This window comes from Mycolicibacterium thermoresistibile (genome assembly GCF_900187065.1).
GTDB lineage: Bacteria > Actinomycetota > Actinomycetes > Mycobacteriales > Mycobacteriaceae > Mycobacterium > Mycobacterium thermoresistibile.
This window is the reverse complement of sequence record NZ_LT906483.1, coordinates 1,872,406-1,894,211: the sequence shown is the minus strand read 5'-3', so window position 1 is coordinate 1,894,211 and position 21,806 is coordinate 1,872,406. Positions and strand designations below refer to the sequence as shown.

The 21,806-nt window shown below is 69.3% G+C and carries 18 protein-coding genes and 1 pseudogene; 13 read left to right on the top strand and 6 right to left on the bottom strand.

Annotated features, from left to right (window positions below):
• Nucleotides 1-123 precede the first annotated feature (123 nt).
• Nucleotides 124-948 carry a serine hydrolase domain-containing protein gene (locus tag CKW28_RS08830; protein ID WP_003924638.1) on the bottom strand — a complete coding sequence of 275 codons (825 nt, stop codon included), beginning with the start codon at nucleotides 946-948 and terminating at the stop codon, nucleotides 124-126.
• Nucleotides 949-1,042: 94 nt separating this feature from the next.
• Here CKW28_RS08830 and CKW28_RS08825 point away from each other — a divergent pair, with 94 nt between their 5' ends.
• From CKW28_RS08825 to CKW28_RS08815, 3 genes are all read left to right on the top strand, one after another.
• On the top strand, nucleotides 1,043-2,131 hold the full coding sequence (locus CKW28_RS08825; RefSeq protein ID WP_003924637.1) for an S-(hydroxymethyl)mycothiol dehydrogenase: 1,089 nt from the start codon (nucleotides 1,043-1,045) through the stop codon (nucleotides 2,129-2,131).
• Entirely contained in the window at nucleotides 2,128-2,757 is a 630-nt protein-coding gene (locus CKW28_RS08820; RefSeq protein WP_003924636.1) for an MBL fold metallo-hydrolase, read from the top strand. The genes CKW28_RS08825 and CKW28_RS08820 overlap by 4 nt, the downstream gene beginning before the upstream one ends.
• A 99-nt stretch (nucleotides 2,758-2,856) precedes the next feature.
• Nucleotides 2,857-3,951: a class I SAM-dependent methyltransferase gene (locus tag CKW28_RS08815; protein ID WP_003924635.1), complete on the top strand. Its 1,095-nt coding sequence runs from the start codon at nucleotides 2,857-2,859 to the stop codon at nucleotides 3,949-3,951.
• An 18-nt stretch (nucleotides 3,952-3,969) separates the two neighbouring features.
• On the opposite strand, the gene CKW28_RS08810 is transcribed toward CKW28_RS08815, so the two are convergent.
• On the bottom strand, nucleotides 3,970-5,742 hold the full coding sequence (locus CKW28_RS08810; RefSeq protein ID WP_003924634.1) for an Hsp70 family protein: 1,773 nt from the start codon (nucleotides 5,740-5,742) through the stop codon (nucleotides 3,970-3,972).
• Nucleotides 5,743-5,767: 25 nt separating this feature from the next.
• Nucleotides 5,768-6,328, bottom strand: a complete 561-nt coding sequence (locus CKW28_RS08805; protein WP_003924633.1) for a hypothetical protein — start codon at nucleotides 6,326-6,328, stop codon at nucleotides 5,768-5,770.
• 160 nt (nucleotides 6,329-6,488) lie between these two features.
• On the opposite strand from CKW28_RS08805, the gene CKW28_RS08800 reads away from it, so the two are divergent.
• The 4 genes from CKW28_RS08800 to CKW28_RS08785 are packed head-to-tail and all read left to right on the top strand — an operon-like array spanning nucleotide 6,489 to nucleotide 11,561.
• Nucleotides 6,489-8,063 (top strand): ABC transporter substrate-binding protein, encoded by a 1,575-nt coding sequence (locus CKW28_RS08800; RefSeq protein ID WP_003924632.1) that lies wholly within the window; start codon nucleotides 6,489-6,491, stop codon nucleotides 8,061-8,063.
• Nucleotides 8,060-9,025: an ABC transporter permease gene (locus CKW28_RS08795; RefSeq protein ID WP_003924631.1), complete on the top strand. Its 966-nt coding sequence runs from the start codon at nucleotides 8,060-8,062 to the stop codon at nucleotides 9,023-9,025. Before CKW28_RS08800 ends, CKW28_RS08795 begins: the two co-directional genes overlap by 4 nt.
• Nucleotides 9,022-9,963: an ABC transporter permease gene (locus CKW28_RS08790; protein WP_003924630.1), complete on the top strand. Its 942-nt coding sequence runs from the start codon at nucleotides 9,022-9,024 to the stop codon at nucleotides 9,961-9,963. The genes CKW28_RS08795 and CKW28_RS08790 overlap by 4 nt, the downstream gene beginning before the upstream one ends.
• Nucleotides 9,957-11,561 carry an ABC transporter ATP-binding protein gene (locus tag CKW28_RS08785; protein ID WP_003924629.1) on the top strand — a complete coding sequence of 535 codons (1,605 nt, stop codon included), beginning with the start codon at nucleotides 9,957-9,959 and terminating at the stop codon, nucleotides 11,559-11,561. Before CKW28_RS08790 ends, CKW28_RS08785 begins: the two co-directional genes overlap by 7 nt.
• Before the next feature lie 26 nt (nucleotides 11,562-11,587).
• Here CKW28_RS08785 and CKW28_RS08780 read toward each other — a convergent pair whose 3' ends face one another.
• On the bottom strand, nucleotides 11,588-12,913 hold the full coding sequence (locus tag CKW28_RS08780) for a glycoside hydrolase family 183 protein (RefSeq protein WP_040546316.1): 1,326 nt from the start codon (nucleotides 12,911-12,913) through the stop codon (nucleotides 11,588-11,590).
• A gap of 449 nt (nucleotides 12,914-13,362) precedes the next feature.
• Here CKW28_RS08780 and CKW28_RS08775 point away from each other — a divergent pair, with 449 nt between their 5' ends.
• From CKW28_RS08775 to CKW28_RS08760, 4 genes are read left to right on the top strand one after another with little or no spacing between them, the layout of a single operon-like run.
• Nucleotides 13,363-13,794 carry an MmpS family transport accessory protein gene (locus CKW28_RS08775; protein WP_040546315.1) on the top strand — a complete coding sequence of 144 codons (432 nt, stop codon included), beginning with the start codon at nucleotides 13,363-13,365 and terminating at the stop codon, nucleotides 13,792-13,794.
• Complete coding sequence (locus CKW28_RS08770; protein WP_003924626.1) at nucleotides 13,791-16,721, top strand: MMPL/RND family transporter; 2,931 nt, start codon at nucleotides 13,791-13,793, stop codon at nucleotides 16,719-16,721. Before CKW28_RS08775 ends, CKW28_RS08770 begins: the two co-directional genes overlap by 4 nt.
• Nucleotides 16,718-17,050, top strand: coding sequence for a DUF732 domain-containing protein (locus CKW28_RS08765; RefSeq protein WP_003924625.1), 333 nt, complete (start codon nucleotides 16,718-16,720; stop codon nucleotides 17,048-17,050). Before CKW28_RS08770 ends, CKW28_RS08765 begins: the two co-directional genes overlap by 4 nt.
• Nucleotides 17,051-17,076: 26 nt before the next feature.
• A complete protein-coding gene (locus tag CKW28_RS08760; protein ID WP_040546358.1) occupies nucleotides 17,077-17,547 on the top strand; it encodes a DUF5078 domain-containing protein in 471 nt (156 codons plus the stop codon).
• Nucleotides 17,548-17,559: 12 nt separating this feature from the next.
• Here CKW28_RS08760 and CKW28_RS08755 read toward each other — a convergent pair whose 3' ends face one another.
• Together CKW28_RS08755 and CKW28_RS08750 are read right to left on the bottom strand one after the other, a co-directional pair.
• Nucleotides 17,560-19,230, bottom strand: a complete 1,671-nt coding sequence (locus CKW28_RS08755; protein WP_003924623.1) for a serine/threonine-protein kinase — start codon at nucleotides 19,228-19,230, stop codon at nucleotides 17,560-17,562.
• A gap of 102 nt (nucleotides 19,231-19,332) precedes the next feature.
• Nucleotides 19,333-20,511, bottom strand: coding sequence for a PucR family transcriptional regulator (locus CKW28_RS08750; RefSeq protein WP_003924622.1), 1,179 nt, complete (start codon nucleotides 20,509-20,511; stop codon nucleotides 19,333-19,335).
• A gap of 40 nt (nucleotides 20,512-20,551) precedes the next feature.
• On the opposite strand from CKW28_RS08750, the gene CKW28_RS23795 reads away from it, so the two are divergent.
• Nucleotides 20,552-20,764 carry a hypothetical protein gene (locus tag CKW28_RS23795; RefSeq protein WP_162292322.1) on the top strand — a complete coding sequence of 71 codons (213 nt, stop codon included), beginning with the start codon at nucleotides 20,552-20,554 and terminating at the stop codon, nucleotides 20,762-20,764.
• 75 nt (nucleotides 20,765-20,839) lie between these two features.
• Nucleotides 20,840-21,406 (top strand): annotated as a pseudogene (locus CKW28_RS08745) (dihydrofolate reductase family protein).
• Nucleotides 21,407-21,806: the final 400 nt, after the last annotated feature.

Here is a 21,806-nt window from a genome sequence, read left to right as displayed (position 1 = left end):
CGGCTCCACGAGGGACGTCTTCCCCAACGACCTTGCGGACCGACAAAGCGATGCTCTGCGCGCGGATGCATACATGAAGTTGTGTCGTGCGTGTCTATTGTGCCTTGTGAGACGCCTGTTGCGCTAGTGGGACGCGAATTCTCGCAAAACCCCGTCCGACAGCGCCGGCCACCGCTCATACGCCCAGTTGCCGAAATTGCGGTCGGTCAGCACCACCAGCGCCAGGTCAACCGCCGGATCGACCCACAAAAACGTTCCTGACTGGCCGAAATGCCCGAACGTGCGGGGCGAGTTGGCCGACCCGGTCCAGTGCGGCGATTTGGTGCCGCGGATCTCGAAACCCAGCCCCCAGTCGTTGGGCCGCTGCACCCCGAAACCGGGCAGCACCCCGTCCAGCCCGGGAAACTGCACCGACGTCGCCTCGTCGTGCATCTGCTGCGACACCAGCCGCGGCCGCAGCAGGTCCACGGCGAACAGCGCCAGATCGGCGACCGTGGACCCGGCGCCGAATCCGGCGGCCGCCGCACCGCCCGGCAGCGCGGTGTCGGACATGCCCAGCGGCTCGCACACCGCCTCGTGGAAGTACTCGGCGAACCCGATGCCGGACTCCTGCTCGATCTTCTCGGCCAGCAACCGGAACCCGTAGTTCGAGTACACCCGCCGCTGTCCGGGCTCGTTGAGCGTCTCGGCGGAGTTCATCGACACCCCGGAGGTGTGGGCGAGCAGATGCCGCACTGTCGATCCGGGCGGTCCGGCGGGCGTGTCCAGCTCGACGACCCCCTCCTCGACCGCGATCTGCGCGGCCCGCGCGGCAAGCGGTTTGGTGACCGACGCCAGCGCGAACTCCCGGCGCAGATCCCCCCGGTCGGCGCGCACACCGTCGGGCCCGACCACCGTGGCGGCGACGTTGTCGACGGGCCAGTCGGCGAGCACATCCAGGGCACCCATGCCCGGCGACTCTACTTGCGGACGCCGTGGCTGAGGTACAGCACCGGCGATCGCAGCATGTGCCCAGCCTGCCACGGGCGGCTAGGTTGGAGCCATGAGTCAATCGGTGCGCGGGGTGATCGCCCGCAAGAAGGACGAGCCGGTCGAGGTCGTGGACATCGTCATCCCGGATCCCGGTCCGGGTGAGGTGGTCGTCAAGGTCACCGCGTGCGGGGTGTGCCACACCGACCTGCACTACCGCGAGGGCGGCATCAACGACGAATTCCCGTTCCTGCTGGGCCACGAGGCCGCGGGCACAGTGGAATCGGTCGGGTCCGGGGTCACCAACGTCGAACCGGGCGACTTCGTCGTGCTCAACTGGCGGGCGGTGTGCGGGCAGTGCCGGGCCTGTAAGCGGGGCCGGCCGCATCTGTGCTTCGACACCTTCAACGCCACGCAGAAGATGACGCTCGGCGACGGCACCGAACTCACCCCGGCGCTGGGTATCGGCGCGTTCGCGGAGAAGACCCTGGTGCACGAGGGTCAGTGCACCAAGGTCGATCCGGCCGCCGATCCGGCGGTCGCCGGTCTGCTCGGCTGCGGGGTGATGGCGGGCGTCGGCGCGGCGATCAACACCGGCGCGGTCAGCCGCGACGACACCGTGGCGGTGATCGGCTGCGGCGGTGTCGGCGACGCCGCGATCGCCGGGGCGGCGCTGGTGGGCGCGAAGAAGATCATCGCGGTGGACACCGACGCCAAGAAGCTCGACTGGGCGCGCGAGTTCGGCGCCACCCACACCATCGACGCGAGCAGCACCGATGTGGTGGAGGCCATCCAGGAGCTGACCGACGGCTTCGGCGCCGATGTGGTGGTCGACGCCGTCGGCCGGCCGGAGACCTGGGAGCAGGCGTTCTACGCGCGCGATCTGGCCGGCACGGTGGTGCTGGTCGGGGTGCCGACCCCGGACATGCGCATCGACATGCCGCTGATCGACTTCTTCTCCCGCGGCGGCTCGCTCAAGTCGTCGTGGTACGGCGACTGCCTGCCCGAACGGGACTTCCCCACCCTGATCAACCTGTATCTGCAGGGACGCCTGCCGCTGGAGAAGTTCGTCACCGAGCGCATCGCGCTCGACGAGGTGGAAGGAGCGTTCGAGAAGATGCAACGTGGTGAGGTGCTGCGGTCGGTGGTGGTGCTCAAGTGAACGGGGGGCCGATTCAACGGGTCGTCACCAGCGGCAAGTTCGAACTCGACGGCGGCAGTTGGGATGTCGACAACAACATCTGGATCGTCGGCGACGACAAAGAGGTGATCGTGTTCGATGCCGCCCATGAGGCGGCGCCGATCAAGGCCGCGGTCGGCGATCGCCACGTGGTGGCGGTGGTGTGCACGCACGGCCACAACGACCACATCACCGTCGCCCCGGAACTCGGCAGCGAACTCGACGCGCCGGTGCTCATGCATCCCGCCGACGACATGTTGTGGCGGATGACGCATCCGGACAAGGACTTCCGCACCGTCGAGCACGGTCAGACGCTTCGGGCCGGCGGTATCGAGCTGCGTGCGCTGCACACCCCCGGCCACTCCCCCGGTTCGGTGTGCTGGCACGCCCCCGAGCTCAACGCGGTGTTCAGCGGCGACACCCTGTTCCAGGGCGGCCCGGGCGCGACCGGCCGGTCGTTCTCGGACTTCCCGACGATCCTCGAGTCGATCAAGGGCCGGCTCGGCAAGCTGCCGAACGAGACGGTGGTCTACACCGGCCACGGCGACTCCACCACGATCGGCGACGAGATCGTCAACTACGACGAGTGGGTCAAACGGGGCTACTGACGGGCTCCGGCCCGGGGCTCTGACGCATTCGGCGTCGTCCCGAGGTGACCGCGGCGCACCGGCGGCGAACCGGTGCGCCGCGGACTACCGTCATGGGTGATGAAGCCCGAAGGTCAGTTGCCCGAATCCAGTGCCGTGGTGCGCCCGGTGCCGGTGGGCAGCAGCACCTACACCGCCCGCTCGCGGCTGCAGGCCGCCGGATTGGCCGAGGCGATACGGCTTTTCGAGCAGGCCGCCGGGGCGGTGGCGCTGCCCCGCCCGCCGCAGCCGATCGTCATCGCCGACTACGGCGCGGCGACCGGGCACAACTCGCTGCGCCCGATCTGCGCGGCGATCGACGTGCTGCGGAGCCGCACCAGCGCCGACCATTCGGTGCTGGTCACCCACACCGATGTGCCGAAGAACGACTTCAGCGCGTTGTTCGACACGCTGAGCAACGATCCGGACAGCTATCTCGCCCACGATCCGGCGACGTTCACCTCCGCGGTCGGCCGCTCGTTCTTCGATCAGATCCTGCCGTCCAACAGCGTGAATCTCGGCTGGTCGGCGTGGGCGATCCAGTTTCTGAGCCGGGTGCCGGAGCCGGTTCCGGACCATCTGGTGGCCGCGGGCAGCAGCGACGACCGGGTGCGCACCGCCTACGCCCGGCAGGCCGCCCGGGACTGGCAGGATTTCCTCGCCTTCCGGGGCCGCGAACTGGCCCCGCACGGCCGGCTGCTGGTGATGACCATGGCGCTGCACGACTCCGGTGAGTTCGGTCACCGGCCGCTGCTGGCGGCGCTGCGCGACACCCTGGCCGAACTGCGCGACGACGGGGTGCTGACCGACGACCAGTGGCGCCGGATGGTGCTGCCGATCGTCGGCCGCAGCGCAGCGGATTTCGTGGCGCCGTTCGCACCGTCGGGCCGCTATGAGCGGTTGGAGGTCGAGCACCTCGAGGTGTTCGACGCCCAGGACCGCTACTACGCGCAGTACCGGGTGGACGGTGACGCCGCGGCGTTCGGCGCGCAGTGGGGCGCGTTCTGCCGGGCCGCGGTGCTGCCGGCGTTACTGGCCACCGCACCCGCGGACCCGGCCCTGGTCGGTGACCGGCTGGAGGCCGGGGTGGCCGCCCGGATGGCCGCCGACCCGCAGGAGAGCCAGCTGCCTATGGCCCAGTTGGTGCTGGTCAAACGCCCGCACCCGACGGGCTGACCGCATCGGATCGCGGGATCAGGGCGCTTCTGCCGGCGGCGCCGGCGGTGCCGGCAGCCCCGGAATGGTCGGCAGGGTCGGCAGCGTGGGCCGGGGCAGGGTGGGTAGCCAGCGCGGCCGGGTGGTGGTCGGCGGCGGTTCCTCGGTCGCCGGCGGCGGTTCCTCGGCCGGTGGGGGTTCCTCGGCCGGTGGGGGTTCCTGTGCCGGGGGCGGCGCCTCGGCAGGCGGCGGGGGCGCCTGGGTCTGCGGCACCGTCTCGTAGACCGTCCGCGGCGGTTGCGGCGCAGCAGGTTCCGCCGGGGGCGGCGCCTCGGTGACGACGGTTCCGGCGGGTTCGGTCGTGGTCGGCTCGGTCGGTTCGGTGGTCGACGCGGGCGCCGGGGTGTCACCGTCGCGCAGCGTGACGATCGCGGCGATCAGCGCGACGAGCACCGCGACCACCCCGGCGGCGAACAGCACCTGCGGCCGCCGGTACCAGGGCAGCGGCTCGGCGGCCCCGGCCGGTGCCGGCTCCTCGAAGCCGAGCTCCGGCCGGGCCGCGCCGGCGCCGAACTCCGGCTCCGGCGCGTACACGTCGGACACCTCGGGGACGTCGTCGGCCTGCGACCACGCCAGCGCGGGCGCCGCACCGGTCGGATCGGCCCCGAGTTGGTCGGACCCGGGTTGGTCGGCCCCGTCCCACAGTTGGGTGTCGGCCTGATCCGGCACCGCGGCGGCCCATTGGGTGGCTTCGTCGGCGGGGCCGGCCTGCAGAGCCCGCACCGCCGTGAGACCGGCGCCGATCGCAGCGGTCAGTTCCGGCTGCGGGGTGGTGACGACCGGGACGCGGAACCGCTCCGACAGTGCGGCGGTGATCAGCGGGATGCGAGCCCCGCCGCCGACGGTGGCCACCGCGGTCAGATCGGAGGGTCGAATCCCGTTGCGGTCCAAGGTGTACTGCACCGCGGTCAAGAACTCGTCGAGCGGTGGGCGCAGCACCGCATCCAGCTCGTCGCGGGTGAGGCGCAGCTCATGCGGTCGGCCGGGCGCCTCGGCCGTGAGGGTGGTGACCGCGGTCGTCGACAACCGTTCCTTGGCGGTGCGGCACTGGGCGCGCAACCGGCTCAGCGATCCGATCGCCGAGGTGCCGGACGCGTCGACCACGCCGGCCTCGGTCAGATCGGCCAGCACATGTCTCAGCAGCGCCTGATCGATCAGCTCACCGGACAGATCGAGGTGGCGAAGTGTCGGCGCCACCGGGCGGTAGCCGTCGGCCGCGTCGGCGATGGTGAGGCTGGTGCCGGTGCCGCCGAAGTCGCACAGCGCGACGATCCCGCTGGTGGGCAGGCCGGGGTCGGCCTGCAGAGCGGTCAGCGCCGCCTCGGCGTCGGACACCAGCGGGGCCTGCGCCAGTACGGGGGCCTGGTCCCGCTGGGCGGCCAGCCGGCCGCGCAGCGCCTCGACCGCGACGGGCTGCCAGTGCGCCGGGTGAGCGACACCGATCGGATCGTCCGGTGATCCCAGCGGTGCGACGGTGCGCCACAGCGCGTGCAGCGCATCGGCGAGCACCGCCTCCCCGGGATGGGTGGATCCGTCCGGCGCCACGATCCCGACCGGGTCGCCGACCCGGTCGACGAAGTCGGTGATGATCAGACCACGCTCGGTGAGCTGGGGATTCTCGCTCGGCACACCGACTTCCGGCGGCCGATGCGGGTACCGCGTCAACACCGGGGTGCGGGTCAACGCGGTCCGCCCGACCACCACCGCCGCGAGGGTGGTGGCGCCGACCGACAGTCCTATTCCATCCGGCATGATCCGAGGGCACCCTACCGGAAGGTCACCAGCAGGCCCGCAGGCCGCCGGGTTCGCAGTAGAACGGGTACCGCTCGACCGGTCGCGGCAGCGGCCGCAGGAACGTCAGCGTGAACGCCCGCTTCTCCATCGACGGCAGCAGTCCGCACTCCCCCGGCTGGGTGACGGTGCGGGTTCCGGTCAACGTCTCGTTGTCGAATTCGTAGACGTCGGTGGAGGGCCTGGTGCCGCCGTCCGGGCAGCGGGTGCCCTCCAGTTTGTTCGCCACCAGCTGCCATCGTCCGGCCACCAACCGGGCGTCGCCGCCGAAGTTGGCGGCACGTTCCTCGAACGTCACCTGGGCCGGCGTCGCGCTGGTCACGTGCAGGGTGCAACCCACCGGCAGGTACAGCGGCTCACGCAGATCGCCCACCGTGGGCGAGCAGGTCGGGGTGACCGTCCAGGTGGTGCCCTCCGGCGCGCCCTCCTCGTGGTAGGCGTACACGCCCTGCAGCGGCTGGCTGTCCGCCGCGGCGTCGCCCGCCACCGCGACCGCGCCACCGAACAACACCACCAGCACCGCGAACGCGTGCGTGATGACCCTCATCGACGTCCCTTCCGCTGACCGTCCCCGACCCGATTATCACAACGCCGTTTATCGCGGCGGTGTCCGTCCCGCCACGCCCGAGTGGCGGATCCCGGGGTTCAGCTTGTCAGACCGGGATGCCGACTACGGTGGGAAGTCCGCGATACGACGGGGGTTTGCGATGCGAGAGCCGGCGGGGCGGTCCACCCTGTCCCGGTGCGTGTCGAACCTGGTCGCCGTGCTGCTGATCGCGGCCACCGGCTGCGCCCCCGGTCAGCGCGTCGATCTCGGCGACTTGAGCGGCAATCTGATCGCGGCCATCGCCGGTGAGCCCGATCAACTCGATCCGCACAAGACCAGTGCGTACTTCTCGTTCCAGGTGCTGGAGAACGTCTTCGACACCCTGGTCGAACCCGACGAGGACCTGCGGATGCGCCCCGCGCTGGCCGAGTCCTGGCAGGTCAGCGCCGATCAGCGGGTGTGGACGTTCCGGTTGCGCCCGGGCGTGACGTTCCACGACGGCAGCCCGCTCACCGCCGACGACGTGGTGTTCTCCTACCGGCGCATCATCGACGAGCACCTGACCAACGTCGACCGGCTCAGCGCGGTCACCGAGGTCACCGCGGTCGATCCGCTCACCGTGCGCATCACCGTCGCCCGGCCCACCCCGAACCTGCTGACCAACCTCGGTGGCTTCAAGGGGATGGCGATTGTGCAGCGCGCCAACGTGGAGACCGGCCGGATCGCCACCCACCCGGTCGGCACCGGTCCGTTCGAGTTCCGCGGTGCCCGCAGCGGGGATTCGATCACGCTCGTCGCCAACGACGACCACTGGGCTGGGCCGCCACGGCTCAACGGCGTCACGTTCCGGTTCATCTCCGAGCCGGCCACCGCCCTGTCGGCCCTGCAGGCCGGTGAAATCGATTGGACCGACGCGATTCCGACCCAGCGGGTGACCCAGTTGCGCAACGACGACTCGCTGACGCTTGCGGTCACGCCGAGCAATGACTACTGGTATCTGGCGCTCAACCACGCCCGCGCCCCGTGGCACGACCTGCGGGTGCGGCGGGCCATCGCCTTCGGCATCGACCGTGAGGCGATCGTGACGGCCACCGGGTACGGCACCGCGACCGCCAATCAGCTGGCCATCCCGCCGGGCGACTTCTGGTACACCCACTACGACAGGTACCGCTACGACCTCGACCGCGCCCGAGCGCTGCTCGACGAGGCCCGCGCCGCCGGTGTGGACCCGCCCCGGCGGCTCGACATGCTGGTCACCGGCGACTATCCGCAGACCGTCACCGCGGCCCAGATCATCGCCGACAACGTCGCGCCGCTGGGCATCACCGTCGACATCCGCACCGTCGACTTCGCCACCTGGCTGGACGAGCAGAACAACGGCACCTTCGACATGCTGATGATGGGCTGGCTCGGCAACATCGACCCGGACGACTACTACTACGCCCAGCACCACACCGACGGTGCGAGCAACGCCCAGCGGTTCTCCGATCCGGAGGTGGACCGCCTGCTCGACGCCGCCCGCGCCGAACCCGACCGGGACCGGCGCAAGGCGCTCTACGACCGCGCCGCCACGCTGATCGCCGATCGGGTGTCGTATCTGTTCCTCTACAACCCGGCGGTGGTCCAGGCGTGGAGTCCGGACCTGTCCGGATATCGGGCCCGCCGCGACGCCGCCGTGCGGTTCCGCGATGCATCCCTGAACCGGGACGGCCTGAACCGGGACGGCCCGCCATGAGGTTCGTCACCCACCCGATCGCCCGGTTCCTCGGCCGGCGGCTGCTGTACTCGCTGGCGGTGTTGTTCGGGGTGCTGGTGGTGGTGTTCGGGCTGATGCAGTTGGTGCCCGGCGACCCGGTGCGGATCGCGCTCGGCACCCGCTACACCCCGGAGGCGTATCAGGCGCTGCGTTCGGCCAGCGGCCTGGACCGCCCGATCCTCGAACAGTTCGTCGGCTATCTCACCTCAGCGGTGCGCGGCGATCTGGGGGTCAGTTTCCGCAACGGCGACCCGGTCACCCTGGTGCTGCTGGAACGACTGCCCGCCACCGTGTCACTGGCCCTGGCCGGGATCGCGATCGCCCTGGCCATCGCGTTGCCGGCCGGGATCTGGTCGGCGTTGCGCGACGGCCGGGCCGGCGCCGCGGCGGTGCGGGTGGCGAGCCAGGTCGGGGTGTCGGTGCCCGACTTCTGGATGGGCATCCTGTTGATCGCGCTGTTCGCCTCGACCCTGGGCTGGTTGCCGACATCGGGTTACCGCGCCCTGTCCGACGATCCGGTGGGCTGGCTGCGCCACCTCGTGTTGCCGGCGTTGACGGTCGGCCTGGTCGCCGCGGCGATCATGACCCGCTACATCCGGTCGGCGGTGCTGGAGGTGGCCGCGGCGGGTCACGTCCGCACCGCCCGGTCCAAGGGACTGTCGCCGTGGGTGCTGACGGTCCGGCATACCGTGCGCAACGCGCTCATCCCGGTGCTGACCATCACCGGCATCCAGCTCGCCACCATCCTCGGCGGGGTGATCGTGGTGGAGGTGGTCTTCGCCTGGCCGGGGCTGGGCCGGCTGGTCTACAACGCCGTCGCCGCCCGCGACTATCCGGTGATCCAGGGTGCGGTGCTGTTGATCGCGGCGCTGTTCCTGCTCATCAATCTGCTGGTGGACCTGCTGTACGCGATCGTCGACCCGAGGATCCGGCTGGCATGACGGCCGACGACCTGACCGGCGGCGAACCGGACGCGGTGTCCCGGGTGGCGGCCTGGCGGTTGTTGGCGGCCAACCCGGTCACGCTGCTCAGCGCGGCACTGCTGGCACTGCTGGTGGCGGTGGCGGTGACCGCGCCCTGGCTGGCCCCGTACGGGGTCAACGACATCAACGTGCCGGAGGCGTTGCAGCCGCCCAGCGCGGCGCACTGGTTCGGCACCGACGAACTCGGCCGCGATGTGTTGTCCCGGGTGCTGGTGGCCATCCAGGCGTCGCTGCGGGTGGCGGCGGTGAGTGTGGCGTTCGCCGCCGCGGTCGGGATCCTCGTCGGGCTGCTCGCGGGCTACCGGGGCGGCTGGCTGGACACCGTGCTGATGCGGCTCGTCGACGTGCTGTTCGCGTTCCCGGTGCTGCTGCTGGCGCTGGCGATCGTGGCGATCCTCGGCCCTGGGATGACGACGACCATGCTGGCCATCGGCATCGTCTTCACCCCGATCTTCGCCCGGGTGGCGCGGGCAGGCACGCTCGGCGTCCGGGTCGAACCCTTCGTGCAGGCGTCGCACACCATGGGCACCGGACACGCCTACATCCTGCGCCGGCACATCCTGCCGAACATCGCCGCGCCGCTGATCGTGCAGACGTCGTTGTCGCTGGCGTTCGCGATCCTCGCCGAGGCGGCATTGTCCTTCCTGGGCTTGGGGATTCAACCGCCGGAGCCGTCGCTGGGCCGGATGATCTTCGATTCGCAGGGGTTCGTGACGTTGGCGTGGTGGATGGCGGTGTTTCCCGGCGCCGCCATCGTGGCCGCGGTGCTGGCCTGCAATCTGTTCGGGGACGGCCTGCGCGACGTGCTGGACCCCAAGCAGCGCACCGTGATCGAAACTCAGCGCCGGGCCCGGCAGCGACCGGGCCGCGGTCGGCGGGCCGGGAGCGCGTGGTGACCGGCCCGGTGCTCGACGTCCGCGATCTACGGGTGCGGATCGGTCGCCGGGAGATCGTGCGGGGTGTCTCCTTCGCGGTGGCGCGCGGTCAGACCCTCGGCATCGTCGGCGAATCCGGGTCCGGCAAGTCGATGACGGTGCTGGCCGCCGCCGGTCTGCTCGACGCCCCTGGCGCGGTGGTGACGGGTTCGGCCACGGTCGGCGGCGTCGAACTGATCGGCGCGCCGCCGCGGCTGTTGCGCAGTGTGCACGGCAACCGGGTCGGTTTCGTGTTCCAGGATCCGGGCACCTCGCTGAACCCGCTGCTCACCCTGGAACGGCAGATCACCGAGGTGCTCGAGGCGCACCGCGGGATGACCCGCCGGGCGGCGCGGGGCCGGGCGCTGGAGTTGCTGACCGCGGTCGGGCTGCCCGATCCCGCCGCCCGGCTGCGGTCCTACCCGCATCAGCTGTCGGGCGGGCAGCGGCAACGGGTGATGATCGCGATCGCGCTGGCGTGTGACCCGGAGGTGCTGATCGCCGACGAGCCGACCACGGCGCTCGACGTCACCACCCAGGCGCAGATCATCGAACTGGTCCGCGAGCTGCAGCGGGACTTCGGCACCGCGGTGGTGTGGATCAGCCACGACCTCGGCGTGATCGGCGAGGTCGCCGACGAGGTGACCGTGCTGCGGCACGGCGCCGCGGTGGAGCAGGCGCACATCGCCGAGGTGTTCGAGCGGCCGCGACACCCCTACACCCGTGAACTCCTGCACGCCCGGCCCCGGCTCGGCGTCGGTGGGCCTCCGCAGGTGACCTCGACCGAGGTGTTGTTGCGGGTCGAGGGTCTGCAGGTGCGCTACGACGTGTCCACCCCGACCGGGCGGTCCACGGTGCGGGCGGTCTCGGATCTGTCGTTGTCTATCCGGCGCGGGACCACTCTGGGCCTGGTCGGCGAGTCCGGTTCCGGCAAGTCGACGGTCGCCGCCGCGCTGACCGGGTTGGTGCGCCCCACCGCCGGCCGCGCCACCCTGGCCGGTGTGGATCTGTTCGGTGTCCGTGGCCGGGACCGCAGGCGGCTGCGCCGACGCATCAGCCTGGTGTTCCAGGATCCGTTCTCCTCGTTGAATCCCCGTATGCGGGTTATAGATTCGATCTCCGAGCCACTTCGGGTGCACGGCCTGGCCGACGGCGACCGGGCCCGGTGCCGGCGGGTCGCCGACCTGCTCGAACTGGTCGGTCTGCCGGCCGATTTCGGCGCCCGCTATCCGCATGAGCTGTCCGGCGGACAGCGGCAACGGGTCAGTGTGGCCCGTGCGCTGGCCACCGATCCGGATCTGCTCATCCTCGACGAATCGACTGCGTCACTTGATGTCTCGGTGCAGGACCGGGTTCTGGACCTGTTGGCCGATCTGCAGCGCGAACTCGGACTGACCTACCTGTTCATCGCGCACGACCTCGCGGTGGTCGAGCGGATGAGCCACGACGTGCTGGTGCTGCGGGCCGGTGAGACGGTGGAGTACCGCCCGGCGGCCGAGTTGTTCGCCGCGCCGGAGCACGAATACACCCGCGCGCTGCTGGCCGCGGTTCCGGCGGTCCGCCCCCGGGCCGCCGGTTGACCGGTCGGCCGGGCGCGGCGTGCGGATCACTTCTGCAGCGTGGTGCGCATCAGCATGACGCTGTAGGTCGACCACAGCGACAGGGTGAAATACAGGTCCCGGCCCTTCGACCAGGGGTGGATGTAGGGCGCGTAGATGCCGCCGGGCACCTGGGTGGACGTCACGATGGTCTTCGCCGCACTCCACGGCCCCTCCGGTTTGTCCGCGGTCCGCATCACCACACTGCTGGCGGTGTTGGTGTAGAGCATCACGAACTTCTGCAGGTAGTCGTTCCAGGCCACCGAGAGTTCGCTGCTCGGCGCCCACACCACCTGGATCGCCAGAAACGGCAGCCCACGCAGCCAACCGAACGGTGTGTGGTATTCGTAGGCCGCCAGGTTCGCCACCGAGTGCTCGGGCACCCGGGCCAGGAACGGCATCCCGCCGCGGCCCGCGCCGGTGCCGTAGGCGTAGACGTAACCGTTGTGCCGCAGGTAGGCGCCCATCTGGAAGTTCTGGTAGCCCCAGATGAACGGCACCCCGGGCACCGAGTTGAACCACGCCGGCCGGATGCTCTCCCGCGGCACCGTCCACGTCTCGCCGTTGTCGGTGGACACCGCGACCGCCGAGAAGTTCGTCGACCACTGTCCCGGCGCGCCCCACTGGGCCACCGACATGAAGTTCACGTACTGCGTTGAGCCCACGGAGATCCCGGCCGTCGGGATGACGGTGACCTCCTGGGCGGCCAGACCGAGGCTGGCGATCACCTGCCGGGAGAAGTCGGGCCGCTCCCGGGTGACCGGCGACCCGGCGTACACGTCGCCGTACCGGGGGTCGGGAATGGTCATGCCGTCCGCCAGATTGCGGTCCGAGCTGCGGAACAGCGCGTTCTTGCGCCACTCCTGACCCGGCACCCCGCAGTCGCCGAAGGTGTCGCCGAAGGCGATCAGCACCTGCGGCTCGGTGGCGGATCCGTTGTCCCACATGATGCCCAGATCGGTGCCGGAGATACCGAAACGGGTGTAGGAGGTGCTGTTGGGCCCGGTGATCCAGTCCACGATCGTCGCGGTCTCGGCCTCCGGGGCCTCCGCCGCCGCCGGTGGGGTGTCCGGCGCGACCGCGGCGTCGGCGGTGGCCGCCTCCTGGCGGGCGGCGGCGCTGGTGTCGCCGTTGAGGAACGCCGGCTTGCGCCCGATCGGCAGGTGCAGCAGCGGCAGCTGCGGGAAGTTCGGCGTCAGCGATCTCGCGGCGGGACCGGTCGGCACCGAACAGGGGTCGGCGGCCGCCGGCGGGGTCAGCTCACTCGGCGCGAGCAGCAACGACACGGCTGCCGTGGCTGCAGTGGCGGATATCACTCGACGGAGAGCCGACATGTCAGACCTTTCGTGCCGGGCACCGTGGGCCGGAAACCCGGACACCGGCCTGACAGTAGTTTCCCGCTTGGTCAATGTGCTTAGCGCCGTAGCGAATTGATACGCTGCCGTGACCGGGTCGAGATGCGCGGGTCGGGACTGTTTGCTCACGGTGTGGTCAGTTCCCGGCGCAGCCTCGGCCGACACGGAGCCCCGACGGGGTGTCCACAAATAAGTTATGTAGGCTAACGTCCTAGTTTGACGTGCTAACGTTTCAGTCGACTAACGCCGGGAAGGGTTCAACAGTGCGAGCGAGCAGCGCGAAATCCGGCCGGAGCGAGAACCTGGCAGCAGGCAGCGCGGCACTTCGCGGGGAGCGCCGCATCGCTGCCGCCACCGTCACCGTGCCGTCGGGCACCGCCCGGTGAAGTGACCCTAGCTCAGCAGACCAGCCGACATCAGGGGTTCGGATGATCAAAACGCTCAGACGGTTCTGGATGCCCCTTCTCATCGCGGCCGTGGTCGCCGTCGGTGCCTTCGCCGTCGATCGCGTCCGCCAGATCTTCGCCGCGGAGAGCCACATCGTCACGCCGATCGTGTTCGCCGACGATCCGGAGCCGTTCGACCCCAAGGTGGTGACGTACGAGATCTTCGGCACGCCGGGCGCGGTCGTCGACATCAACTATCTCGACCTCGACGCGCGCACCCAACGGGTCAACGACGTCACCCTGCCCTGGTCCATCACCCTCAGCACCACCGCACCGTCGGCGCTGGCGCACATCGTGGCGCAGGGCAACGCCGACCACATCGGCTGCCGCATCATCGTCGACGGTGAGCTCCGAGTAGAAAGTGTCTCCACCGGCGTGAACGCCCAGACGTACTGCATCGAGAAGTCCGCATGACCGCGAACCCCGGCCACGTGCGTACCGACGAGGCGCCCACCGACCGCCTCGACATCAAGGTCTCCACCCACGGCCCCAGCTTCATCTCGACCTGGATCCGCCGGCTGTCGCTGCCCATCATCGTGGGCTGGATCGCGCTGATCGCGCTGCTCAACATCACGGTTCCGCAGCTCGAGGTCGTCGGCGAGATGCGTGCGGTGTCGATGAGCCCCGACGAGGCGCCGTCGATGGTCGCGATGAAGCGCGTCGGCGAACTGTTCGACGAGGGCAGCTCGGACAGCCAGGTGATGATCGTCCTGGAGGGCGAGGAACCGCTCGGCGCCGACGCCCGCGCCTTCTACGACGAGCTGGTCAAGCGGCTGGAGGCCGACGACGCGCACGTCGAGAACGTGCAGGACCTGTGGAGCGACCCACTCACCGCGACCGGTGTGCAGAGCCCGGACGGCAAGTCGGCCTATGTGCAGGTGAAACTCGCCGGCAACCAGGGCGAGGCGCTGGCCAACGAGTCGGTCGAGACGGTCCGGGAGATGATCGCCACCGTCTCCGAGGAGATGGCCCCGGAGGGGGTGCAGGCGTTCGTCACCGGCGGCGCGGCGATGTCGGCCGATCAGCAGGAGGCCGGCGACAGCAGCCTGCGGGTGATCGAGGCGCTGACCTTCCTGGTGATCACCACCATGCTGCTGTTCGTCTACCGGTCCGTCATCACGGTGCTGATCGCCCTGTTCATGGTGCTGATCGGGCTGCTGACGACCCGCGGCGTGGTGGCGTTCCTCGGCTACCACAACATCATCGGGCTCTCCACCTTCGCGACCAGCCTGCTGGTGACGCTGGCGATCGCGATCGCGGTCGACTACGCGATCTTCCTCATCGGCCGTTATCAGGAGGCCCGCTCGGTCGGCGCGGACCGGGCGACCGCCTATCACACCATGTTCGGCGGCACCGCCCACGTGATCCTGGCGTCTGGTCTGACCATCGCCGGGGCGACGTTCTGCCTGAGCTTCACCCGGTTGCCGTACTTCCAGTCATTGGGCCCGCCGCTGGCCATCGGGATGATCGTGCTGATCGTCACGTCGCTGACGATGGGGCCGGCGATCATCACGGTGGCCACCAGATTCGGGCTGCTGGAGCCCAAGCGGGCCGCCCGCGTCCGATTCTGGCGCAAGGTCGGCGCCTCGGTGGTCCGGTGGCCCGGTCCGATCATGGTCACTACGGTCGCGGTGACGCTGGTGGGTCTGCTGGCGCTGCCCGGCTACCGCACCAACTACAACGACCGCAACTATCTGCCGGCCAGCTTCCCGTCCAACGCGGGCTACGAGGCCGCCGAGCGGCACTTCGACCCGGCCCGGCTCAACCCGGAGCTGCTGCTCATCGAGAGCGATCACGACCTGCGCAACCCGGCCGATTTCCTGGTGATCGAGAAGATCGCCAAGGCGGTGTTCCAGGTGGAGGGCATCAGCAGGGTGCAGGGCATCACCCGCCCGGAGGGCACCCCGATCGAACACAGCTCGATCCCGTTCATGATCAGCCAGCAGGGCACGCTGCAGATCCTCAATCAGCAGTACATGCAGGACCGGATGGCCGACATGCTGGTCCAGGCCGATGAGATGCAGCTGATGATCGACACCATGGACAAGATGATCGCGCTGATGGAGGAGATGGTCGAGACCACCGACAACATGGTCCGAGACATGGACGAGATGGCCGCGCACGTCGCCGAAATGCGCGACAGCATCTCGGAGTTCGACGACTTCTTCCGGCCGATCCGCAACTACTTCTACTGGGAGCCGCACTGCTACAACATCCCGGTTTGCTGGGCGATGCGGTCGGTGTTCGACACCCTCGACGGCATCAACACGATGACCGACGACATCCAGAACATGTTGCCGCACATGCATCGGCTCAACGATCTGATGCCGCAGATGCTCACGTTGCTACCCACCACGGTGGCGACGATGAAGACGATGCGGTCGATGCTGCTGACGATGCAGGCCACCAACGCCGGCCTGCAGGATCAGATGGCCGAGATGCAGGAGAACGCCAACGCCATGGGTGAGGCGTTCGACCAGGCCCGCAACGACGACTCGTTCTATCTGCCGCCGGAGGCGTTCGACAACCCCGACTTCCAGCGGGGTCTGGAGCAGTTCCTGTCGCCGGACGGGCACGCGGTCCGGTTCATCATCTCCCATCAGGGCGATCCGATGACGCCGGAAGGTCTGGCAAAGATCGAGCCGATCAAGAAGGCGGCCGTAGAGGCGATCAAGGGCACGCCCCTGGAGGGTTCCCGGGTCTATCTGGGCGGCACCGCAGCGGTGTTCAAGGACATGTCCGACGGCACCAAGTACGACCTGATCATCGCCGCGATCGCCGCGGTCTGCCTGATCTTCATCATCATGCTGATCCTGACCCGGGCGGTCGTGGCGGCGGCGGTCATCGTCGGAACCGTAACCCTCTCGCTGGCCGCGTCTTTCGGCGTCTCGGTGCTGATCTGGCAATACATCGTCGGGCTCGAGATGCACTGGATGGTGTTCCCGATGGCGCTCATCATCCTGTTGGCGGTGGGGGCGGACTACAACCTGCTGGTGGTGGCCCGCCTGAGGGAGGAGATTCCCGCCGGCTTGAACACCGGGATGATCCGCGCCATGGGCGGCAGCGGCTCGGTGGTCACCGCCGCCGGCCTGGTGTTCGGCCTCACCATGATGGTGATGGTGGTCAGCGATCTGACGGTAATGGGCCAGGTGGGCACCACAATCGGGTTGGGTCTGCTGTTCGACACCTTCGTGGTGCGCTCGTTCATGATGCCGTCCATCGCCACCCTGTTGGGCCGCTGGTTCTGGTGGCCGCAGTTCGTGCGGAAACGGCCGGTTCCGCAACCTTGGCCGTCGGTACCGCCTCGGGGGCCGGCCACGACCGATAGGGTGTCGGTATGAAACGTCTCCTGATGGCAGCGGTGTTGGCTTGCGCCGCTATCGGTTTCGCCCCGGTGGCGCAAGCCGATAGGGACACGGATTTCGCCAGCCACCTGCACACTTTCGGCATCTACGGCCAGCGGGACTACAACGCGTGGATCGCCAAGATCACCTGCAAGCGGCTGCACCGGGGCATCGACCACGACGCCTTCGAGTCGGCGGAGTTCGTCGAGGCGCAGTTGCATCGAGAGAGCACCACCGAACAGGCGTGGCAGTTCCTCGGTGCCGCCATCGACTTCTACTGCCCCGAGAACCGGCACGTGCTCGAAGCGGCCGCCGCCCGGAACTGACGGAAGGGACCCGGGAATTGACCAAGATGCAAGCCAAGCGGGGGTTCGACGTGAAGAACGTGGTGCGGTCCGGTATCGCCATGCTGCTCGTCGCGGGTGGCGCGGCGGTCGCTCCGGGTGTGGCCGCGGCTGATTCGACCGAGGACTATCCGATTCCCCGGCGGATGATCCACACCACCTGCGACGCCGAACAGATCCTCGCCGCGGTGCGCGACACCCGGCCGGTGTACTACGAGCGGTACATGATCGACTACAACAACAAGCCGGCCGATGTGCAGCAGGGCGCCCGCGACCGCATCCACTGGTTCTACTCGCTGAGCCCGGCCGAGCGCCGCGCCTACTCGGAGGAGATCGCCACCAACATCTACGGTGAGCCGATGGCGTTCCGGTGGCCGAACTGGGCGAAGATCTTCTTCAACAACAAGGGTGTGGTCGCCGCGGCGACCGATGTGTGCATGGAGTATCCGCCGGGCGACATGTCCGTCTGGCACTGGTGACACCGGGCCGCCTCAGCGCCCCGCGTACTGCTGCACCGGTTCGTTCGCGTCGATGCGGCCGTTGCTGATGATGGTGAGCCGATCGGGGCGCACCTCGTAGCGGGTGCCGTCGGCGGGGTTGACGGCGTCGAAGCCGTCACCGGCCGGGCGGGCGTTGCGCAGTTCGATGCTCGCGCCGTCGCTGAGCCGTTCCCCGCGGTAGTAGTAATCTCCGGACCGGGTTTCGCAGACCACGGCCAGTGAGTTGTCGGTGCGCACCATGGCCGCCGGCGTGCTGCCCGAATCGCACCGGGCGGCGTGCCCGATGAAGCCCTGACGATCCGCGCCGGGCACCGCTGCCGGTGTCACCGGGGATGCCACCGGCGATGTCGGGGATGTGGGCGGGGTCGCCGGTGGTGTCGCCGGGGATGCGGACGGGACCGGCGAGGTGCGCTCCGGGGATGTGGTGGTCGTCGGAGTCGTGCGGGTCGTCGGGGTCGTGGGGGTGGAGCTGCGGGTCGGGCCGGTCGTCGGCGCGGCGGTCGTCCCGGTCGGCTCGGTGGTCTGCGCCGGCGGCACGGCGAGCTGCGATGACGGCGCAGGGCCGTCCCGGTCGGACACCAGCACCGCCGCGAGTCCGGCGGCCACCCCGAACAGCACGATCACCGCCGCGACCACCACCTGTTGCGCCCGGGTCAGCCGTGATCCGCCGGTGGCCCGCCGGCTCGTTCCGGGCGGCGTCTGCCCGAACGCCGACTGCTCCGGCGGATAGGGGGTGTAGCCGGTGGCGTCCGGCGGATAGGGCTGGGTGAACTGCAGCGTCGGCGCCGGGGCGGGCGACGGGCCCGGGGCGGCTGGTGTGGCGTGCGCCTCCGCGGCAGCGGTGGCGGCCGCGGCGAGCTGACCGGCCGTCGCGAACCGGGCTTCGGGCTGTTTGGCCATCCCGGTGGCGATGACGTCGTCGAAGCCGCGGTCGAGGCCGCGGCGCACCGCGCTGGGCCGCGGCGGTGGCGCGAACATGTGTGCGCTCATTAGCTGCTGCAGGTCACCGGTGTCGAATGGTGGCCGGCCGGTGAGGCACTCGTACAGCAGACAGGTCAGCGAGTAGATGTCGGCCGCCGGCCCGACCCGGCCGTTGGCGAACCGCTCCGGCGCCATGTACGCGCTGGAGCCGATCAGCATCCCGGTCCGTGTCACGCCGGCGTCGCCGCCGGCATGCGCGATGCCGAAATCGACGAGGTAGGCGAAGTCATCCGCGGTGAGCAGGACGTTCTCGGGTTTGATGTCGCGGTGGATCAGGCCGTCGGCGTGGGCGGCGTCCAGCGCGGCCGCCACCTGTTTGATGATCGCGGCGGCCCGGGCCGGCTCGAGAGGACCTGAGCTGCGCAGAATGTCCTTCAGGCTGGCCCCGTCGACCAGCCGCATGTCGATGTAGAGCACCCCGTCGATGTCGCCGAAGTCGTGCACCGGGATGACGTGCGGCTCCTGCAGCCGCGCCGCCAGCCGCGACTCCCGCCGGAACCGCTCCTGGAAGTTCGGGTCGGCCGCCAGTTCGGGACGCAACAGTTTGAGCGCCACCATCCGGCCGCGCACCGTGTCGTAGGCCCGGTAGACCTCCCCCATTCCCCCGACGCCGATCAACGACCGCAGTTCGTAGGGTCCGAATCGGGTGCCGACACGCGAGCCGCCGGACGACGAGGTCATTCGCGATCCTTTCTGCCGGATGGGGTGTCTGCTCCAGGATGTCTCTTCCAAGGGTGTCACCTCAGGCCGGTGGCGTCGAAATCGCTTTCCGGCCAAGCACGGTCAGCGTTGCGGCCGCAACACCGCGGCGCCGAACCACTGACAGATCAGCAAGGCCAGCTCGACATCGAGCCGATCAGGGACGATGGGCCGGCCGCGCCGTTCGACGGCCCGCTGCACGCGGTACTTGACGGTGTTGAAGTGCAGGTTGAGCTCATCGGCCGCGGCGGTGTAGCTGGACCCGTGCCGCAGGAACACCCCGAGGGTCTCGCGCAGCCGGGCATCGTTTTTGGTGTCTGCCGACAATGGGCCGAGCACTTCCTGCACCCAGGTCCGCGCCTCGGCGAGGTCTCCGGTCAGCAACGCCGCCGCGGACAGACCGGGGTCCGCCGCCGCGGTGACCCGCGGCGCCGATGCGCCGGCGGCCACCGCCACCGCGCGGGTCCGCAGCGCCTGCCGGTAGCTGCGCCGGAATCCGTCGAGGCCCGGCAGCGGATCACCCAGCGCGAGGTGCGGACCATCGGGATGCTCGGCGGCGTACCGGCGCACCCCGGCCACCGCACCGGTGGCCGCGTCCCCGGGCAGCGGGATCCAGCCGCATCCGGTGAGCCGGTCCAGGGCAATGAACAGGGAGTCGCCCGGCGCGCCGAGCGCCTCGGCGAGGCCGCGGACGTAACGCTGCAGCCGGTCCAGCTCGTTGTCTCCCGCCGAACCGTCGGGCGTCCACACGCACACCGCCAGATGTGTACGCCGCAGCGGGTAGCCGACGGTCGCGGACGCCGTGTCGACGTCCACCTCTCCCCCGTCCAGCAACTCGCGGACCCGCATGGCGCGCAGGCTGTTGCGGTTCTCCAGCCAGCGCTCCCGTTCCTGCTGGTACACCTCCACCACGCGCTGGGAGATCCCGTCGATGTAGCCGAAGGTGGCGTTGGTGACGCCTACCACGAACTCCAGGCTCACCTCCCGCTCCCAGTCCAGCGACCGGATCTCGTGCAACACGATGTCGAGGAGTTTCTGTTGGCCGAGCCGGTAGGCGCGGAGCAGGGCGTGCGGCTCGACGCCGTGCCGGGCCAGCCGTCGGGCGTACTCCAGCGCGGCGGTCGGCGGCGCCACCTCCTCGATCGGGATGTCGTGCTGGATCGCCGAGAAGATCGTGTCGATATTGCCCTCGACGCTGTCCCGCAGCAGCTCGAGCAGCTGCCGGCATCCGGAGCCTTGTCGGGAGCCTGGGCCATAACCCACCGTATACCGCAATTTTTGTCTCCAACCAACAAGCCGGTGGGTGAACTTCACCGCCGCAGTCCACCACTCGATCACCGGGGCCGAGGGCCGTGACATCGACGGCGAGTCGAGCGCTGGATCTGCCCATGAGCAGCAGGGCGAATCCGGTGACCAGACCGAGCACACCGGAGAAGCCGGTGTGCTCGGCATGATGATTGCTGTTGCTCGCCCCTCCGCGTACTCTGCGCGAAGTCAACTGCCGGCACCAGCTTGATGAGCACTGCGTGCGCTCGTATTTCTCCCGTGTGGCATCGCGATGAGTCTGGCCCTCCGGTGCGGTCTGAATGACGTGGGCAAACTCATCTATGGCTTCAACGTGTCGGTGGACGGCTACATCGCCGACGCCCAAGGCAGCATCGACTGGTCCGAACCGAGCGAGGAACTGCACCAGTACTGGAACGACGTCGAACGGGAGACCGCGTGCGCGTTCTACGGCCGGCGGCTCTACGAACTGATGTCCACGTACTGGCCGACCGCCGACCAAGCCCGGACGCCACGTCCCTGATCAGCGACTACGCCGGCGTCTGGCACGATATGCCCAAGGTGGTGTTCTCGCGCACCCTGGAGACGGTCGACTGGAACTCCCGCCTGGAACGCGGCGATCCGGTCGAGATGGTGCGGAAAGTGAAAGCCGAAACCGACGGCACACTGGAGGTGGCCGGCGCGACACTGGCCGCACCGATCGTGCTGGCCGGGCTGGTGGACGAATTCCGGATGGTGATGGCGCCCATCGTCGTGGGCGGCGGCACCCGGTTCTTCCCCACCGTGCCGTCATGGATCTCGTTGCGCCTGTCGGAAAAACCGCACTTTTCCCGGCGGCACGGTCCTGCTGCGCTACGAGGCGAAACACGACTGATGGCCGGGCTGGTCCGGGCAATCCGGAGACGCCCAGGAAGTAACCCACCAGGCGAACTCAACGTGATCCTCACGCAGTGGGCAAGCGACTTCGTTGGCGCTGCAATAGAATTCGATCACACGGTGGCTCCCCCGTGGCGCTGGTATCGGACGGCCTCAGCAGAAAGCTGATGAAGAGCGGCTTCGTCGAACTATGGCGTACTGTCATCGGGCCCGCTGTTCACCGCTAACCCGCGGTTCATCTCCTCGTGCACCGTCGGTGAGTGAGCGCGTCCGCCTGTAAGGCATCGATCAGCAGGCGCTCGACGCGAGCCACGGTCCTGACGAAATTGCTGTAAAAACCCGCTGCCAGCATCCGTTAGTGTCTAGCTATCGCATCGACTGATCTTGTAGAAACAGAG

Excerpts from the sequence above, each read along its gene's own strand:
- CKW28_RS08805 (WP_003924633.1), bottom strand. The coding sequence starts at position 6,328 with ATGAGGGTCATCACGCACGCGTTCGCGGTGCTGGTGGTGTTGTTCGGT.
- CKW28_RS08815 (WP_003924635.1), top strand. The coding sequence starts at position 2,857 with ATGAAGCCCGAAGGTCAGTTGCCCGAATCCAGTGCCGTGGTGCGCCCG.
- CKW28_RS08780 (WP_040546316.1), bottom strand. The coding sequence starts at position 12,913 with ATGTCGGCTCTCCGTCGAGTGATATCCGCCACTGCAGCCACGGCAGCC.
- CKW28_RS08755 (WP_003924623.1), bottom strand. The coding sequence starts at position 19,230 with ATGACCTCGTCGTCCGGCGGCTCGCGTGTCGGCACCCGATTCGGACCC.
- CKW28_RS08765 (WP_003924625.1), top strand. The coding sequence starts at position 16,718 with ATGAAACGTCTCCTGATGGCAGCGGTGTTGGCTTGCGCCGCTATCGGT.
- CKW28_RS08775 (WP_040546315.1), top strand. The coding sequence starts at position 13,363 with ATGATCAAAACGCTCAGACGGTTCTGGATGCCCCTTCTCATCGCGGCC.
- CKW28_RS08770 (WP_003924626.1), top strand. The coding sequence starts at position 13,791 with ATGACCGCGAACCCCGGCCACGTGCGTACCGACGAGGCGCCCACCGAC.
- CKW28_RS08810 (WP_003924634.1), bottom strand. The coding sequence starts at position 5,742 with ATGCCGGATGGAATAGGACTGTCGGTCGGCGCCACCACCCTCGCGGCG.
- CKW28_RS08800 (WP_003924632.1), top strand. The coding sequence starts at position 6,489 with ATGCGAGAGCCGGCGGGGCGGTCCACCCTGTCCCGGTGCGTGTCGAAC.
- CKW28_RS08795 (WP_003924631.1), top strand. The coding sequence starts at position 8,060 with ATGAGGTTCGTCACCCACCCGATCGCCCGGTTCCTCGGCCGGCGGCTG.
- CKW28_RS08760 (WP_040546358.1), top strand. The coding sequence starts at position 17,077 with ATGCAAGCCAAGCGGGGGTTCGACGTGAAGAACGTGGTGCGGTCCGGT.
- CKW28_RS08825 (WP_003924637.1), top strand. The coding sequence starts at position 1,043 with ATGAGTCAATCGGTGCGCGGGGTGATCGCCCGCAAGAAGGACGAGCCG.
- CKW28_RS08830 (WP_003924638.1), bottom strand. The coding sequence starts at position 948 with ATGGGTGCCCTGGATGTGCTCGCCGACTGGCCCGTCGACAACGTCGCC.
- CKW28_RS08790 (WP_003924630.1), top strand. The coding sequence starts at position 9,022 with ATGACGGCCGACGACCTGACCGGCGGCGAACCGGACGCGGTGTCCCGG.